Annotated in this window: 13 protein-coding genes; 10 read left to right on the top strand and 3 right to left on the bottom strand. The window is 70.7% G+C overall.

Features of this window, described 5'->3' with window-relative positions:
* Positions 1 to 73: 73 nt before the first annotated feature.
* Positions 74 to 904 carry a S1 family peptidase gene (locus RLT58_RS08745; protein WP_311309835.1) on the top strand — a complete coding sequence of 277 codons (831 nt, stop codon included), beginning with the start codon at positions 74 to 76 and terminating at the stop codon, positions 902 to 904.
* 100 nt (positions 905 to 1,004) lie between these two features.
* Here RLT58_RS08745 and RLT58_RS08740 read toward each other — a convergent pair whose 3' ends face one another.
* Positions 1,005 to 1,238, bottom strand: coding sequence for a DUF7455 domain-containing protein (locus RLT58_RS08740; protein WP_024489001.1), 234 nt, complete (start codon positions 1,236 to 1,238; stop codon positions 1,005 to 1,007).
* Positions 1,239 to 1,672: 434 nt separating this feature from the next.
* Between RLT58_RS08740 and RLT58_RS08735 the strand changes: the two genes are divergently transcribed.
* The 7 genes from RLT58_RS08735 (at position 1,673) to RLT58_RS08705 (ending at position 9,786) form a co-directional block, all read left to right on the top strand.
* Complete coding sequence (locus RLT58_RS08735) at positions 1,673 to 3,793, top strand: DNA gyrase/topoisomerase IV subunit B (RefSeq protein ID WP_311309834.1); 2,121 nt, start codon at positions 1,673 to 1,675, stop codon at positions 3,791 to 3,793.
* A gap of 148 nt (positions 3,794 to 3,941) precedes the next feature.
* A complete protein-coding gene (locus tag RLT58_RS08730; protein WP_311309833.1) occupies positions 3,942 to 4,460 on the top strand; it encodes a CcdC protein domain-containing protein in 519 nt (172 codons plus the stop codon).
* A complete protein-coding gene (locus RLT58_RS08725) occupies positions 4,457 to 5,620 on the top strand; it encodes a sensor histidine kinase (RefSeq protein WP_311309832.1) in 1,164 nt (387 codons plus the stop codon). The genes RLT58_RS08730 and RLT58_RS08725 overlap by 4 nt, the downstream gene beginning before the upstream one ends.
* Complete coding sequence (locus tag RLT58_RS08720) at positions 5,617 to 6,294, top strand: response regulator transcription factor (RefSeq protein WP_311309831.1); 678 nt, start codon at positions 5,617 to 5,619, stop codon at positions 6,292 to 6,294. The genes RLT58_RS08725 and RLT58_RS08720 overlap by 4 nt, the downstream gene beginning before the upstream one ends.
* 131 nt (positions 6,295 to 6,425) lie before the next feature.
* Positions 6,426 to 6,869 (top strand): DUF485 domain-containing protein, encoded by a 444-nt coding sequence (locus tag RLT58_RS08715; RefSeq protein ID WP_311314447.1) that lies wholly within the window; start codon positions 6,426 to 6,428, stop codon positions 6,867 to 6,869.
* The gene (locus RLT58_RS08710) at positions 6,866 to 8,458 is read left to right on the top strand and encodes a monocarboxylic acid transporter (RefSeq protein ID WP_311309830.1); all 1,593 of its coding nucleotides are present in this window, start codon (positions 6,866 to 6,868) and stop codon (positions 8,456 to 8,458) included. The genes RLT58_RS08715 and RLT58_RS08710 overlap by 4 nt, the downstream gene beginning before the upstream one ends.
* Positions 8,459 to 8,766: 308 nt before the next feature.
* A complete protein-coding gene (locus tag RLT58_RS08705) occupies positions 8,767 to 9,786 on the top strand; it encodes a LacI family DNA-binding transcriptional regulator (RefSeq protein WP_311309829.1) in 1,020 nt (339 codons plus the stop codon).
* A 29-nt stretch (positions 9,787 to 9,815) separates the two neighbouring features.
* On the opposite strand, the gene RLT58_RS08700 is transcribed toward RLT58_RS08705, so the two are convergent.
* Complete coding sequence (locus tag RLT58_RS08700; protein ID WP_311309828.1) at positions 9,816 to 11,108, bottom strand: citrate/2-methylcitrate synthase; 1,293 nt, start codon at positions 11,106 to 11,108, stop codon at positions 9,816 to 9,818.
* 107 nt (positions 11,109 to 11,215) lie between these two features.
* On the opposite strand from RLT58_RS08700, the gene RLT58_RS08695 reads away from it, so the two are divergent.
* Both RLT58_RS08695 and RLT58_RS08690 read left to right on the top strand, forming a co-directional pair.
* A complete protein-coding gene (locus tag RLT58_RS08695; protein WP_311309827.1) occupies positions 11,216 to 12,376 on the top strand; it encodes a citrate synthase in 1,161 nt (386 codons plus the stop codon).
* Positions 12,377 to 12,395: 19 nt separating this feature from the next.
* A complete protein-coding gene (locus RLT58_RS08690) occupies positions 12,396 to 13,541 on the top strand; it encodes a CobW family GTP-binding protein (RefSeq protein WP_311309826.1) in 1,146 nt (381 codons plus the stop codon).
* 13 nt (positions 13,542 to 13,554) lie between these two features.
* On the opposite strand, the gene RLT58_RS08685 is transcribed toward RLT58_RS08690, so the two are convergent.
* Positions 13,555 to 16,005, bottom strand: a complete 2,451-nt coding sequence (locus RLT58_RS08685; protein WP_311309825.1) for a DNA gyrase/topoisomerase IV subunit A — start codon at positions 16,003 to 16,005, stop codon at positions 13,555 to 13,557.
* Between the last annotated feature and the right edge of the window lie 95 nt (positions 16,006 to 16,100).

Here is a 16,100-nt window from a genome sequence, read left to right as displayed (position 1 = left end):
CCGCGGAGGTGCGGGCTTGTGTCCATGCGATGACTCTGGGTAGGCATGGTTCATCACAGAGTCAGGAGTACGCATGTCCCGTACCGTCGTCCGCATCATGACCGGGGCGCTCGCCCTCACTGCCGCAACGGCCGTGATACCGCTCGCGTCGCCTGCCCCGGCCGTCGCGGACAGCATCGTCATCGGGGGGCAGCCCGCTCACGTCAAGGACAGCCCGTGGGTGGTGGCGCTGTCCAGCCGTGACCGGTTCGGAGGTACCCGCGCCGGGCAGTTCTGCGGCGGTGCCCTGGTGGGGCCCAAGAAGGTGCTCACGGCCGCCCACTGCCTGAGCCGGGAGTCCCTCGGCGTCGATGTCGGCCAGGTGGGCGATCTGAAGATCATCTCCGGCCGGGACGAGCTGACCGGCTCGGGCGGCAAGGAGATCGCGGTGAGTGGCACATGGGTGAATCCCGGCTTCGACCCCACCACCAACAGCGGTGACGTCGCGGTGCTCACCCTGTCCGAGGCGCTGCCCGCGCAGGACGCGATCCCGCTGGCCGAGGCCGGTGACTCCGCGTACCGGTCCGGTACGGCAGCCACTGTCTACGGCTGGGGCGACACCACCGGCAACGGCGACTACGCGTCGTCGCTCCGGTCCGCGAAGGTGAGTGTCCTGCCCGACAGCTCCTGCGAGCAGGCCTACCCGGGCGGCAGGAACGGCACGTACGACGCCTCGGCGATGCTCTGCGCGGGCGAACCCGAGGGCGGGTACGACGCCTGCCAGGGGGACAGTGGAGGGCCTCTGGTGGCCCAGGGGCGGCTCGTCGGGCTGGTGTCCTGGGGCAACGGCTGTGCCAAGGCCGGATACCCGGGTGTCTACACGCGGATCTCCGCCGCCATCGGCTGGATGGAGAACGCCGGCTGACACCACCGGCTCCAGGTACGAGAACGGGCGGCTTCCCGGTGGGGGAAGCCGCCCGTCGGCCGGTCGGGACCGGCCCCTGGCTCGTCGTGGATGCGAGGTGTCAGTGTTGTTCCTCTTCGGCGGCTTGGGCCTGCACGGCCGTCAGTCGGTCCGTCTCATCCTGTATTTCCGCGGCGATCTTCTTGAGTTCCGGCTCGAACTTGCGACCGTGGTGGGCGCAGAAGAGCAGTTCACCGCCACTGATCAGGACGACGCGCAGGTAGGCCTGGGCGCCGCAACGGTCACAGCGGTCTGCTGCGGTCAGCGGGCTCGCGGGGGTCAGAACAGTAGTCACGTCGCCTCTTCTCTAGCTCGACGAGCTGTCGTACCAGGGTCAACATCCAACCAGGCCGAAAACGTTCCCGCTCGTGGCTTTTCTTCGAAACTTCTTCTCAGGATGGCTGTCTGTTGCCGGTTCGCGGCGAATGTGCCGTATTGCGTGGCGCTACGGTTTCGCGTTGCTTGGCTTGGTCAGTCCGGGCCGGCTGGCTTGCCGGTTGTTCATGAGGACGTGCCCGGAGCCTAAATGGTTCATGCCTGGAAGGGAACGTGATGTGCACTTCACTCCAAGGAGGGATCGAACGTGTATGCGAGGCTGGACTACTGTGAGGGTTCTTCGAGGGTGGCGTTACAACCGCTCTACCAGGGCTCGGTACCCTCTCAGCGGCAACCGAAGCCGAGCCTGTTACCCACTGAGCCCCAAATGAAATTCAGCGAGGAGCGAACCGCGTGACCGCCGATACGTCCGTGCCGTCCACTGCGCTGCTGACCGGAGCAGACCGAGACGGTTCCAACTACACCGCGCGGCACCTGCTCGTACTCGAGGGGCTCGAAGCGGTTCGCAAGCGCCCCGGCATGTACATCGGGTCCACCGACAGCCGCGGCCTGATGCACTGCCTCTGGGAGATCATCGACAACTCCGTCGACGAGGCCCTCGGCGGCTACTGCGATCACATCGAGGTCATCCTCCACGACGACAACTCCGTCGAGGTCCGGGACAACGGCCGGGGCATCCCCGTCGACGTCGAGCCCAAGACGGGCCTGTCCGGCGTCGAGGTCGTCATGACCAAGCTGCACGCCGGAGGCAAGTTCGGCGGCGGCTCGTACGCCGCGTCCGGCGGACTGCACGGCGTGGGCGCCTCCGTCGTCAACGCCCTCTCCGCCCGGCTGGACGTCGAGGTCGACCGCAACAGCGCGACGCACTCGATCAGCTTCCGCCGCGGGGTTCCGGGCATGTTCACCGAGCAGGGACCGGACAGCCCGTTCGACCCGGCCAACGGACTGCTCAAGGGCAAGCGGGTCCCGAAGACGCGCACCGGCACGCGGGTGCGGTACTGGGCCGACCGGCAGATCTTCCTCAAGGACGCCAAGCTCAACCTGGACACGCTCTACCAGCGCGCCCGCCAGACGGCCTTCCTCGTCCCCGGTCTCACCATCGTCGTCCGGGACGAGCGGGGCCTGGACGGCGAGGGCAAGACGGAGGAGACGTTCCGCTTCGACGGCGGAATCAGCGAGTTCTGCGAGTACCTCGCGCAGGACAAGGCCGTCTGCGACGTCCTGCGGCTGACCGGCCAGGGCACGTTCAAGGAGACCGTGCCCGTCCTCGACGAGCGGGGGCACATGACCGCGACCGAGGTCACCCGCGAGCTCGTCGTCGACATCGCGCTGCGCTGGGGCACGGGGTACGACACCAACCTCAAGTCCTTCGTCAACATCATCGCCACCCCCAAGGGCGGCACCCATGTGTCCGGTTTCGAACGCTCCGTGACCAGGACGGTCAACGAAGTGCTCCGCTCCGCGAAGATGCTGCGCGTCGCCGAGGACGACATCGTCAAGGACGACGCCCTGGAGGGCCTCACCGCGGTCGTGACCGTACGGCTGGCGGAGCCGCAGTTCGAGGGCCAGACCAAGGAGGTGCTCGGCACCTCGGCGGCCAACAGGATCGTCGCCAACGTCGTGGCCAAGGAGCTCAAGGCGTTCCTGACGTCCACCAAGCGGGACGCGAAGGCGCAGGCCAGGGCCGTCCTGGAGAAGGCGGTCGCCGCCGCCCGCACCCGGATCGCCGCCCGTCAGCACAAGGACGCGCAGCGTCGCAAGACCGCACTGGAGTCCTCGTCGCTGCCGGCGAAGCTGGCCGACTGCCGCAGCGACGACGTGGAGCGCAGCGAGTTGTTCATCGTGGAGGGTGACTCCGCGCTGGGCACCGCCAAGCTCGCCCGCAACAGCGAGTTCCAGGCGCTGCTGCCGATCCGCGGCAAGATCCTCAACGTTCAGAAGGCCTCCGTCTCGGACATGCTGAAGAACGCCGAGTGCGGCGCGATCATCCAGGTCATAGGAGCGGGGTCCGGCCGGACCTTCGACATCGACGCCGCCCGCTACGGCAAGATCGTGCTGCTGGTCGACGCCGATGTGGACGGCGCCCACATCCGCATCCTGCTCCTGACGCTCTTCCAGCGGTACATGCGGCCCATGGTCGAGGCGGGGCGCGTCTTCGCCGCCGTGCCCCCGCTGCACCGGATCGAGCTGGTCCAGCCGAAGAAGGGCCAGGACAAGTACATCTACACCTACTCGGACAACGAGCTGCGCCAGCGCCTGCTGGAGCTCCAGCGCAAGAACGTCCGGTACAAGGACTCGATCCAGCGCTACAAGGGTCTGGGCGAGATGGACGCCGACCAGCTGGCGGAGACGACGATGGACCCGCGCCACCGCACGCTGCGGCGCATCAACATCGGCGACCTGGAATCGTCCGAGAAGGTCTTCGACCTGCTGATGGGCAACGAGGTGGCACCCCGCAAGGAGTTCATCACCAGCTCGGCGGCCACGCTGGACCGCTCGCGCATCGACGTCTGATCCCGGGTTCCCGCCCGGACGGAGCCGTCGTCTGCACCCACGGGTGGAGACGACGGCTCCACCCATGATCCACCCTGGAGCCGATCCCCTGACCTGGCCCTTTCCGTAGCGTCGAAGGCGCAGAACTTCTCGCACTTCGGAGGCGTCCATGTCCGGGCCCGTCAATGTCCTGGTGATCGTCGCGGTCATCGCTCTCGTCGTGGTGCGTCAGTTCTCGGCGCAGCGGATCTCCGGCGACCGGCGCTGGTGGGTGCTGCCCGGCGTGCTGCTCGTCATGGCGGTGCGCGAGCCCGGACTCGTGGACCCGCACCACCAGGCCCTGTCCGTCACCGTCCTCGCCGCCGAGCTGGCCGTCGGGCTGGTCACCGGCGCGGGCTGGGCGTGGACGTCGAGGATCTGGCGCGCCGAGGACGGCGCGTTGTGGAGCAGGGGCACCAAGGCCACCGTCCTCGTCTGGACCGGGGGACTGGCGCTGCGGGCGGCTCTGTACGGGGTGGCCGCCATGCTCGGCACAGACCAGGGCACCCCCGCCCTGCTGATGGCTCTCGCGGTGACCCTGCTGGTCCGCGGTGGGACGCTGGCGCTGCGGGCCGACCGGATATCGCCGTCGTACGGTGATGCCCCCGAAGGCGTGCCGTTCCGGCCGGCAGGGAAGGACCGCGTGTGACACCCGCTGCCTGGACGAGCTGGCCGTCGAGGGAGGCCCTCGCCAGGGAGTCCCGCACGCGGTCGCGGACCGTGATCCACTGGGCCGTCCGGGTGGGGCTGCTGACCCTGATGCTCTGGGGCACGTTCACCGGAGGGCTGTTCGGGCCCTGGGAGATCGTGATCGGCCTGTTCGGGGTGCTGGGGTGCGCGCTGCTCGCGGTCGCCTTCTTCCGGACCACCCTGGAGAACCGGCTCGGGCCTTCGCTGGGTCTGCTCGGCCTGCTGATCCTGGCCGCGTTCGGAGCGCAGCAGGCCGGTGCCTCGGTGCCTGCGGTGGTGCTCTGGTGCGGCTGTGCGGTCGCCGCCCTGGAGCGGCTGCCGCTGGCGGCGGGGATCGTGCCCACCGCGCTGGCGCTCGGGGCCTATGCCGTGGTGGACACCGACGACTGGCCGACCACGGCCGTGACCACCGCGGGTCTCTGTCTCGGGGGGTACGTGCTCCGCCTGGACGCCGAGGCGCGTGGAAGCGCGCAACGGCTGCTGGCCCAGGAGCGGGCGGCCCGGGTGGCGGAGGCGGAGACGGCCGCGCTCGACGAGCGCTCCCGGATCGCCCGGGAGATCCATGACGTGCTCGCGCACAGCCTCTCCGCGCAGCTGGTCCACTTGGAGGCGGCGCGGCTGCTGATCGAGAGGGAGCCTGCGGGGGAGTTCCGGGACCAGGTGCTGGAGCGGGTGGTCGCGGCCCGCTCCATGGCCCGTGAGGGGCTCGCGGAGACCCGTCAGGCGCTCTCCGCCCTGCGCGGCGAGGTGTCGCCGGTGGAGGACTTCCTGCGGCAGCTGGTGACGGCGGAGCCGGCCGAGGTCAGGGTGGAGGGGGAGCGCCGGACGCTGACGGCCGAGGCGTCGCAGACCGTGCGGCGCGTGGCGCAGGAGGCGCTGACCAATGTCCGCAAGCACGCGCCGGGGGCCAGGGTGCTGATCAGGCTGGAGTATCGGCCGGACGGGATCGCACTGGAGGTCAGGGACTGGGGCGGGCAGGGTCCCGGTGGCGATCTCGCTGTCAGTGGCTCCGGCTACGGTCTGCTGGGGATGAGGGAGCGTGCCGAGCTGCTGGGCGGCACGCTGGAGGCCGGGCCGGGCGAGGAGGGGTTCGTGGTGAGTCTGCGGGTGCCCGCGTGACCGCGCGGGTGGTGGTGGCCGACGACCAGTCGGTGGTGCGCGAGGGCATCGTCATGCTGCTGGGCCTGCTGCCCGGGATCGAGGTGGTCGGTGCGGCGAAGGACGGCGAGGAGGCGGTCGAGCTGGTGGCCGAACTCTCGCCGGATGTGGTCCTGATGGATCTGCGGATGCCGCGCTGCGACGGGGTGGAGGCGACGCGGCGCATCCGCGAGGAGTATCCGGGCACCCAGGTCGTGGTCCTCACGACCTTCGCCGACGACGACTCGCTCTTTCCCGCGCTCCGGGCGGGGGCCCGCGGCTATCTCACCAAGGACGCGGGGGGCGACGAGATCGTGCGGGCCGTCCAGGCCGTGCTGTCCGGCGAGGCCGGGCTCTCGCCCACGGTGCAGCGACGGCTGCTGGAGCAGGTCACCACGGGGCCGCTGCCGGTTGGCGGGGACGGTGAGCCGGAGCTGCCCGACGGGATGACTCCCCGTGAGGCCGAGGTGCTCGTCCTGATCGCCGAGGGGATGTCCAACGCGGAGATCGCGCGCAGTCTGCACATCTCGCAGGCCACGGTGAAGAGCCACATCAACAACCTCTTCGCCAAGGCTGGGCTCCGCGACCGGGCCCAGGCGGTGCGCTATGCGTACGTTCGAGGGCTCGCACGTCCGCCCGGGACATCCTTCACCTGAAGAGGTGAAGTCTCGCCAATGAAGTGCCCGGGATCTTCCCGATCTGCCCATTCTTGGGTATGCGGCCGAAGTGGTCCGTGGACAAGGGGAGTTGTTCGGTGGAGAAGGAAGCAGGGCGCGCGTCCGCAGCGATGCGACTCGACGACCCGTGGTACGACGCGCTGGCCTCCGGCTGGGGGGAGCTGGACGGGACGGGCAGCTTCGCGCCCGCCGGGGTGCCGGGTCCCGCCGCACCCCAGGACGACCACAGTGCGGCGGACATCTATCTGGAGGTGCAGCGCAGCGAGGCCTTCCAGGAGGTGCGCCGTCGCTACCGGCGCTTCGTCGTCCCCGCCACGCTCGCCTTCCTCGTCTGGTACCTCGCCTATGTGGTCACCGCGGTCACCGCTCCCGGGCTGATGGCCCGTCCGGTGGCCGGGGCCGTCAATGTGGCCATGGTCGTGGGGCTCGGGCAGTTCCTCACCACGTTCCTGCTCACCGGGGCGTACGCACGGCATGCGCGGCTGCGCAGAGACCGGGCCGCGCTCGATCTGCGCTGGGAAACCCAGGAGATGACGCGGGGGATCGGGCGTTGAGCGGCAACCACCAGACCCTGGCCCTCCTGCTGTTCAGCGTCTTCATCGCGGTGACCCTCGGCATCACCACCTGGGTGAGCCGCAACAGACACGGTTCGGCGGAGGAGTTCTATGCGGGCGGCCGTCTGTTCTCCCCGATGGAAAACGGTTTCGCCATTGCCGGCGACTACATGTCGGCCGCCTCCTTCCTCGGTATCTCCGGTCTGATCGCCCTCTTCGGCTACGACGGCATGCTCTACTCGGTCGGCTTCCTGGTCGCCTGGCTCGTCGTCCTGCTGCTGGTAGCCGAACTCGTCCGCAACTGCGGGCGGTTCACCCTCGCCGATGTCGTTGCGGCCCGGATGGCGGAGCGGCCGGTCCGGATCGCGGCGGGCACGTCCTCCGTCACCGTCTCCGTGCTCTATCTGGTGGCGCAGATGGTGGGCGCCGGGAGTCTGGTGGCCCTGCTGCTCGGCGGGACGAGCGGCGCCGCCCGATCGTGGACCGTCATCGGTGTCGGGGCGCTCATGGTGGTCTATGTGTCGCTCGGCGGCATGCGCGCCACCACCTGGATCCAGATCGTCAAGGCCGTCCTGCTGATGGTGGGCACGGTCGTGCTCACCGTGCTCGTCCTGGTCCACTTCCACGGCAACATCAACGAGTTGCTCAACTCCGCCGCCGACCGCAGTGGATACGGCAAGGAGTTCCTCTCGCCCGGCCTCCGGTACGGCGGGAGCTGGACGGCGCGCATCGACTTCATCAGCCTCGGGCTGGCCCTGGTCCTCGGCACGGCGGGCCTGCCGCACATCCTGTCGCGCTTCTACACCGTCCCCACCGCCCGCGCCGCCCGCCGGTCGGTCGTCTGGTCCATCGGCCTCATCGGCAGCTTCTACCTGATGACGATCGTCCTGGGGTTCGGGGCGGCCGCGCTGGTCGGCTCCGCCGACGTACGGGAGTCGAATCCCGCCGGGAACACGGCCGTTCCGCTGCTGGCCCTGGTGCTCGGCGGGGGCGAGGGGTCCACCGGGGGGACGATCCTGTTCGCGGTGGTCGCCGCCGTCGCCTTCGCCACCATCCTCGCCGTGGTCGCCGGGATCACGCTCGCCTCGTCCGCCTCCGTCGCCCACGACCTCTACGCGTCGCTGCGGCGTCCGGGCTCCAAGCAGCACAGCGAGGTCGCCGTGGCCCGGGTGGCGGCGGCCGGGATCGGGGTGGCCGCCATCGGCCTCGGCCTGCTCGCCCAGGACCTGAACGTGGCGTTCCTGGTGGGCCTGGCCTTCGCGGTGGCCGCCTCGGCCAACCTGCCGGTGCTGCTCTACTCCCTGTTCTGGCGGAACTTCACCACCCGTGGCGCGGTCTGGTCGGTCTACGGCGGGCTGATCCCCGCCGTGCTGCTCGTTCTGCTCTCCCCGGTCGTCTCCGGCAGCCCCACCTCGCTCCTGCCCGGGGTGGACTTCCAGCTCTTCCCGCTGGAGAACCCCGGACTGGTCTCCATTCCGCTGGGGTTCCTCGCCGGCTGGATCGGCACCGTCACCGCGACCGAGCCGCCCGACGCGGCCAAGCACGCGGAGACCGAGGTACGTGCGCTGACCGGGGCGGGCGCGGTCTGAGCCCCTGCGCGGTGCGGGCCGCCGGAAGCCGCCGGGGGCGGTGTCACCGGCGGGCCCGCACCGGTGTGAAGGGCGTGAACGGCCTGGCCCACCCCGGGCGGCCTGTCACGCCGGGTTGTGGTGCCGGAGGGGTGCCGGAGGCCGGCCCGCCGAGTTCTGCCTGGGGAGGGGTGCCGGAAGAGGGTTCGCGGCGAGTACGGTGACGGCGGCGGGGACCGGTGGCCACCGGCTGCCTCAGGAGTGCCGAATTTCGCCTTGTTTCCCCCTCCACGCAATCGGCTTGCGCTTCTTGCGCTAATCTTGCACACATGACGCGACGACTTGCTCAGGTGGCACAGAAGGTTGGAGTCAGCGAGGCCACGGTCAGCCGGGTGCTCAACGGCAAGCCGGGCGTCTCCGACGCCACGCGGCAGGCTGTCCTGTCCGCGCTGGACGTGCTCGGCTACGAGCGCCCGACCCAGCTGCGGGGCGAGCGTGCCCGGCTCGTCGGCCTGGTCCTTCCCGAGCTGCAGAACCCCATTTTCCCCGCGTTCGCCGAGGTGGTCGGCGGTGCGCTCGCCCAGCAGGGGCTGACGCCCGTCCTGTGCACGCAGACCAAGGGCGGCGTCTCCGAGGCGGACTACGTGGAGCTGCTCCTCCAGCAGCAGGTCTCCGGCGTGGTCTTCGCCGGTGGCCTCTACGCCCAGGCCGATGCCCCGCACGACCACTACAAGGTGCTGGCCGACCGCAAGATCCCGGTTGTCCTGATCAACGCCGCCATCGCCCACCTCGGCTTCCCCTGCGTCTCCTGCGACGACTCCGTGGCCGTCGAGCAGGCCTGGCGCCACCTGGTCTCGCTGGGCCACGAGCGCATCGGCCTGGTGCTCGGCCCCTCGGACCACATGCCCTCGCAGCGCAAGCTGGCCGCCGCCCGGGTGCTCGCCAAGGAGTCCGGCACGGCCATCCCCGACGAGTGGGTGGCCCGGGCGATGTTCTCGCTGGAGGGCGGCCAGGCGGCTGCCACCCGGCTGCTCGACGAGGGCGTCACCGGATTCATCTGCGCCAGCGACCCGCTCGCCCTCGGGGCCGTGCGCGCCGCCCGCCGGCGGGGCCTCTCGGTCCCCGACGACGTCTCCGTCGTGGGCTACGACGACTCGGCGTTCATGAACTGCACCGAGCCGCCGCTCACCACCGTCCGCCAGCCGATCGAGGCCATGGGCCGCGCGGCCGTCGAGCTGCTTTCCGTACAGATCGGTGGCCGCAAGGTGCCGTCCGACGAGCTGCTCTTCGAGCCGGAGCTCGTGGTGCGCGGATCCACCGCCCAGCCGCCGCGCGGTACTTCCCGCTGATCGTCGCTAATTTGCGCCAGGGGTGCCGTCTATTGCGACGGTGCCTCTGTTGCGTCGGGGAGCGGCTGGGGCGGACGCGGTCCGGTGTAGTGCCCGCTGGGGCGCATCCGGAGCGGCCGTTCCCCGTACTCCTCCAGGGCATGCGCGATCCAGCCCGCCGTGCGGGAGATCGCGAACACGGTCTCGCCCGCCTCCGCCCCCATGCCCGTGGCGACCGAGAGCGCGGCCAGCGCCAGGTCCACATTGGCGTGCAGCGGCGTGTGGCGTGCGGTGGTGGCGACCACGTCACGGGCCGCCGCCAGGGCCGGAGCCGCCTGCGGGACCTGGGCGAGCAGGTCGAACAGGGCGGCCGCGCGGGGGTCCTCGCCGCTGTACAGCCGGTGGCCGAGCCCCGGAACCCGGCGTCCCGCCCGCAGATGGTCCGCGACCACCGGGGCCGCGCCGCCGCGCTCCACGACCTCCGTCAGCATGCGGTGCGCCGGCCCGCTGGCCGCGCCGTGCAGCGGCCCTTCGAGCACGCCGAGCCCCGCCGAGACCACCGCGTACGGATGGGCCCTGGCCGAGGCGGCGACCCGCGCCGCCAGGGTGGAGGCCGCCAGATCGTGGTCGATCAGCAGCGCGAGTGCCGTGTCCAGGACGGCCAGTGACGCTTCGTCGGCCGGGCGGGCGGTGAGTTTCGGCCACAGCTGACGGGCCAGACCCGCAGATGTGTCCTCGGAGTCCGCCGCCTCGCCCCCGGCCGGCGGCAGCGCCGCTGCCATGGTCGGGATCAGGCTCCGCGCGCCACCGAGCACCGCCTCGCGCGACAGGTCGAAACGCAGCGGGTCGGCGGCGGCTGCGGCCACCACCGCCACCCGGAGCCGGTCCGTCGAGCCGCAGTGCGACGGCAGCGCCCCGACCGCCCGGCGGGCCGCCGCCAGTGCCTCGTGCGGAGCCGTGAAGCGGACGCCCGGACGCAGCTCACCGGTCCAGAGCCACTCCGCCACCTCCTCGTACGTATGACGCCCGGCCAGCTCCACCGCGTCCACGCCCCGGAAGTAGTACCGGTCGTCCCCGATGAGCGTGATGCCCGTACGGAACGTCAGCTCGCCTGCGGGGGCAGGCTGCTCCCTGCGCCCCGTGCGCCGCGCCAGGGCGTCGACCTCCGCCGCGTCGAACGTGCTGCCGCGCCCGCCGGGGGCCCGGCTGCTGCTCAGCTGTCCCCGGCTGACGTACGCGTACACCGTCTCGGGTTTCACGCCCAGACGCTCGGCCGTCTCCCGGGTGGTGAGCCGCCCTCCGGTGGAGCCCGGTCCGTCGTCCGCGACTGCTTGATCCGTCATGGTGTCCACCGTATCCATATTGATTCAATCAACATTGACAGATCTATAGTCAAGCATGGACAGTCGAATCAATATGAGGAGTCACCGAATTGTCCGCGGAGGAAGCAATGACGACCATCACCGGCACCACCCCGCTCGAAGTCCCCCGAGGTCTGGCGGGAGTCGTCGTCACGGACACGGCCCTCGGCGATGTCCGGGGCCGCGAGGGCTTCTACCACTACCGGCAGTACTCGGCGGTCGAGCTGGCGCAGACCCGTACCTTCGAGGACGTCTGGTACCTCATGACCGAGGGCGAGCTGCCGGGACCGGCCGCCCGTGCCGCCTTCGCCACCCGCACCGCCGCGCTGCGCCGGCTGCCCGCCGAGGTCCGCGAGGCCCTGCCCGCCATAGCGCGTGCGGGCGCCGTCTCCGGCCCGCTCGCCGGGCTGCGCACCGCGCTCTCCCTGCTCGGCGCATCCGCCGGCTTCCGGCCCGTGTACGACATCGACGCCGAGCGCCGCCGCGCGGACGCGCTGACCGCCTGCGCCGCCGTTCCCACCGTGCTGCCCGCCCTGTACCGGCTCGGCCGGGGCCTCGAACCGGTCGAACCGCGCGACGACCTGCCGTACGCGGCCAACTACCTCTACATGCTGACCGGTTCCGTACCGGACGACGCCCGGGTCCGGGCCGTCGAGCAGTATCTGATCTCCACCGTCGACCACGGATTCAACGCCTCGACCTTCACCGGCCGGGTCGTCGCCTCCACCGGCGCGGATGTCGCCGCCTGTCTGGTGGCCGCCGTCGGCGCGCTCTCCGGGCCGCTGCACGGCGGTGCGCCCAGCCGCGCCCTCGACACCCTGGACGCCATCGGCACCCCCGACCGCATCGACGGCTGGATCCGTGAGCGGGTGCTCGCCGGCGACCGGATCATGGGCTTCGGACACCCCGTCTACCGCACCGAGGACCCGCGTTCGCGCATGCTGCGCACCCTCGCCCAGGGCTTCGGCGGCCCCCTGGTGGACTTCGCCGTCGAGGTGGAACGGCAGGTGGAGGCGATCCTCGCCGAGCTGAAGCCGGGGCGTGAGCTGCACACCAACGTGGAGTTCTACGCCGGAGTGGTCATGGAGCTGTGCGGTCTGCCGCGCGAGATGTTCACGCCGACCTTCTGCGCCGCGCGAGTCGTCGGCTGGAGCGCCAATATCCTGGAGCAGGCGGAGGACTCGAAGATCATCCGCCCGGCGGCCCGCTACGTCGGCCCGCCCGCGCCGCAGCCGGTCCCGGCAGACTGACCTCGCAGAAGGGCCCCCGTTGAACCCGTCGTCCCCGCCCCGCAGCCCGCAGATCCCGGTCGTCGTCCTCGCGGGATTCCTGGGATCCGGCAAGACGACGCTGCTCAACCACCTCCTGCGTCATCGCGCGGGAAACCGGATCGGCGTGGTCGTCAACGACTTCGGGTCCATCGAGATCGATGCCATGACCGTCTCCGGGCAGGTCGGCTCCACCGTGTCGCTGGGCGGCGGCTGCCTGTGCTGCGCGGTCGACGCGAGCGAACTGGACACCTACCTGGAGACCCTGACCCGGCCCGCCGCCCGCCTCGACGTGATCGTCATCGAGGCGAGCGGCCTGGCGGAGCCGCAGGAACTCGTCCGGATGATCCTCGCCAGCGACAATCCGCACATCGTGTACGGGGGACTGGTCGAGGTGGTCGACGCCGCCGAGTTCACCGCCACCCGGGAGCGCCACCCGGAGATCGACCGGCATCTCGGCGTCGCCGACCTCGTCGTGCTGAACAAGACCGACCGGGCCGGGGACGAGGAGTGCGCCCGCGTCCGGCAGGCCGTCGCGGACAGCGGCAGCACGGCGGCCGTCGTGCCCGCCACGTACGGGCGTATCGACCCGGAGCTGCTGTTCGATCCGGCCCTGCGGCCCGACGGCGAGGAGAAGGCGCGCCAGCTCACCTTCGAGGACCTCTACCTGGAGGAGCGCGCGCAGGAGGACGGCGAGGGGCACGGAGGCCATCTGCACACGGCGTACGAGAGTGTCGACTTCGCCTGCGACGTGCCCATGGACCCGCGACGGCTGATGGAGTTCCTGGACTCCCGGCCCGAGGGCCTCTACCGGATCAAGGGGTACGTCGACTTCGGTGCGGGGGACCCGGCCAACGCCTACGGGGTGCACGCCGTCGGCAGGTTCCTGCGGTTCACCCCCCGGGCCTGGACACGCGGCGAGTCACGGCTGACCCGGCTCGTGCTGATCGGCTCCGGCATCGACGCGGCGGCCCTGCGCAAGCAGCTCGACGGCTGCCGGGCGGCGGCGGATACGGACCCGGCAGCGGCGGAGCCGGACCGGGCGCAGGCGGGCCCGGGCCGGGAAACGCCGCAGGACGCCGCACATGAGCGAGCCATGTGGGGCGTCCTGCGGTACGTGCAACAGGCCGGCGGCGACGACGCCTAGAGGCTTTCCGGGCCTACACAGGTCCGGCGATCACCGCGACCGGGTTCTCCAGCGGCGTCCCCGAGCCGTCGCGCCGAGGATCGGGCTCGGGCAGCGAGGCCGGGGCGCCGTTCTTCTGCGCGGCGCGGGCCGGCGTGGCACCCGCCCAGGCGAACACCAGCACGTCCTCGCCCTTGAGGAACCGCTGGCAGCGCACCCCGCCGGTGGCCCGGCCCTTGCGCGGATACTGGTCGAACGGCGTGAGCTTGCACGTCAGCACCGAGTCGTCCAGCGTGCCGTGCGAACCCGCGACCGTGAACACCGCGCCGTCGGCCGCCGGGTCCACCGCGGCGAACGACAGCACCTGCGCGTCCGCCGCGAGCTTGACGCCCGCCATCCCGCCGGCCGGACGCCCCTGGGGGCGGACCTGTGCCGCCGGATAACGCAGCAGCTGCGCGTCCGAGGTGATGAAGACCAGGTCCTCCTCGCCGGTCCGCAGCTCTGCGGCTCCCACGATCCGGTCACCGTCCTTGAGGGTGATGACCTCCAGCTCGTCCTTGTTGGCCGGGTAGTCCGGCACCACGCGCTTCACGACGCCCTGAAGGGTGCCGATCGCCAGTCCGGGCGAGGACTCGTCGAGCGTGGTGAGGCAGACGACCTCCTCGTCCGCCTCCAGCGTGAGGAACTCACCCACCATCGCCCCGCCCGAGAGATTGGGCGCCGCGTGCGTGTCCGGCAGCTGGGGCAGGTCGATCACCGCGAGCCGCAGCAGCCGCCCGGTGGACGTCACCACACCGACGTCACCGCGTGCGGTGGCGGGCACCGCCGACACGATCACGTCGTGCTTGGCCCGCTTGGCGTCCTCGGCGAAGACGATCGGGTCGTCGTTGGCCGTACGCGCCAGCAGGCCGGTCGAGGACAGCAGCACCCGGCACGGGTCGTCCGCCACCTCCAGCGGCACCGAGGCGACCTGCGAACCGGCCGACTCCAGCAGCACCGTACGCCGGTCGGTGCCGAACTTCTTGGCGACCGAGGCCAGTTCCGACGAGACGAGCTTGCGCAGCTCGGCGTCCGACTCCAGGATCGCGGTCAGCTCGGCGATCTCGGCGTTGAGCCGGTCCCGCTCGCTCTCCAGCTCGATCCGGTCGAACCGGGTCAGCCGGCGCAGCGGGGTGTCCAGGATGTACTGCGTCTGGGTCTCGCTCAGCGAGAAGTGCTCGATGAGCCGCTCCTTCGCCTGCGCGGAGTTGTCGCTGGACCGGATGAGCCGGATGACCTCGTCGATGTCGATCAGCGCGACGAGAAGGCCCTCGACCAGATGCAGCCGGTTGCGGCGCTTGGTGCGGCGGAACTCGCTGCGCCGGCGCACCACGTCGAAGCGGTGGTCGAGGTAGACCTCCAGCAGCTCCTTGAGGCCCAGCGTGAGCGGCTGTCCGTCGACCAGTGCCACGTTGTTGATGCCGAAGGACTCCTCCATCGGCGTCAGCTTGTAGAGCTGCTCCAGCACGGCCTCCGGCACGAAGCCGTTCTTGATCTCGATGACCAGGCGCAGGCCGTGCGAGCGGTCGGTGAGGTCCTTGACGTCCGCGATGCCCTGGAGCTTCTTCGCCGAGACCAGGTCCTTGATCTTGGCGATCACCTTCTCGGGTCCCACCGTGAACGGCAGTTCGGTGACGACCAGGCCCTTGCGGCGCGCCGTGACGTTCTCCACGGCGACCGTGGCGCGGATCTTGAACGAGCCGCGGCCGGCCGCATAGGCGTCCTTGATGCCGCCGAGGCCCACGATCCGCCCGCCGGTCGGCAGGTCGGGACCGGGGACGAACCGCATCAGGGTCTCCAGGTCCGCGCCCGGATGCTTGATCAGATGCCGGGCGGCGGCGATGACCTCGCCCAGGTTGTGCGGCGGCATGTTGGTCGCCATGCCGACCGCGATGCCGGTCGTGCCGTTGACCAGAAGGTTCGGGTAGGCGGCCGGCAGGACGACCGGCTCCTGCTCCTGGCCGTCGTAGTTCGACTGGAAGGCGACGGTCTCCTCGTCGATCGACTCCGTCATCAGCGACGTCGCGTCGGCCATCCGGCACTCGGTGTACCGCATGGCGGCCGGCGGGTCGTCGTTGCCGAGGGAGCCGAAGTTCCCGTGGCCGTCGACCAGGGGGAGCCGCATGGAGAAGGGCTGGGCCATCCGCACCAGCGCGTCGTAGATCGACGCGTCGCCGTGCGGGTGCAACTTGCCCATGACCTCGCCGACCACGCGGGCGCACTTCACGAAGCCGCGGTCCGGGCGCAGGCCCATCTCGTTCATCTGGTACACGATGCGGCGGTGCACCGGCTTCATGCCGTCACGGGCGTCCGGAAGGGCCCGTGAGTAGATCACCGAGTACGCGTACTCGAGGAAGGAGCCCTGCATTTCGTCGACGACGTCGATGTCGAGGATCTTCTCCTCGAAGTCGACCGGCGGCGGGGTCTTCGTGCTGCGGCGGGCCATCGCTGCTGCGACTCCTTCACGGATTCTGTTCGGGCAACCTCAGGTTCTGACGCGCACCATTGTGGACCGCCCCACTGACAACCCCGACCTCGACC

This window comes from Streptomyces sp. ITFR-16 (genome assembly GCF_031844705.1).
Lineage (GTDB): Bacteria > Actinomycetota > Actinomycetes > Streptomycetales > Streptomycetaceae > Streptomyces.
The sequence above is the reverse complement of the archived record's forward strand: the minus strand, read 5'-3'. Positions and strand labels throughout refer to the sequence as shown.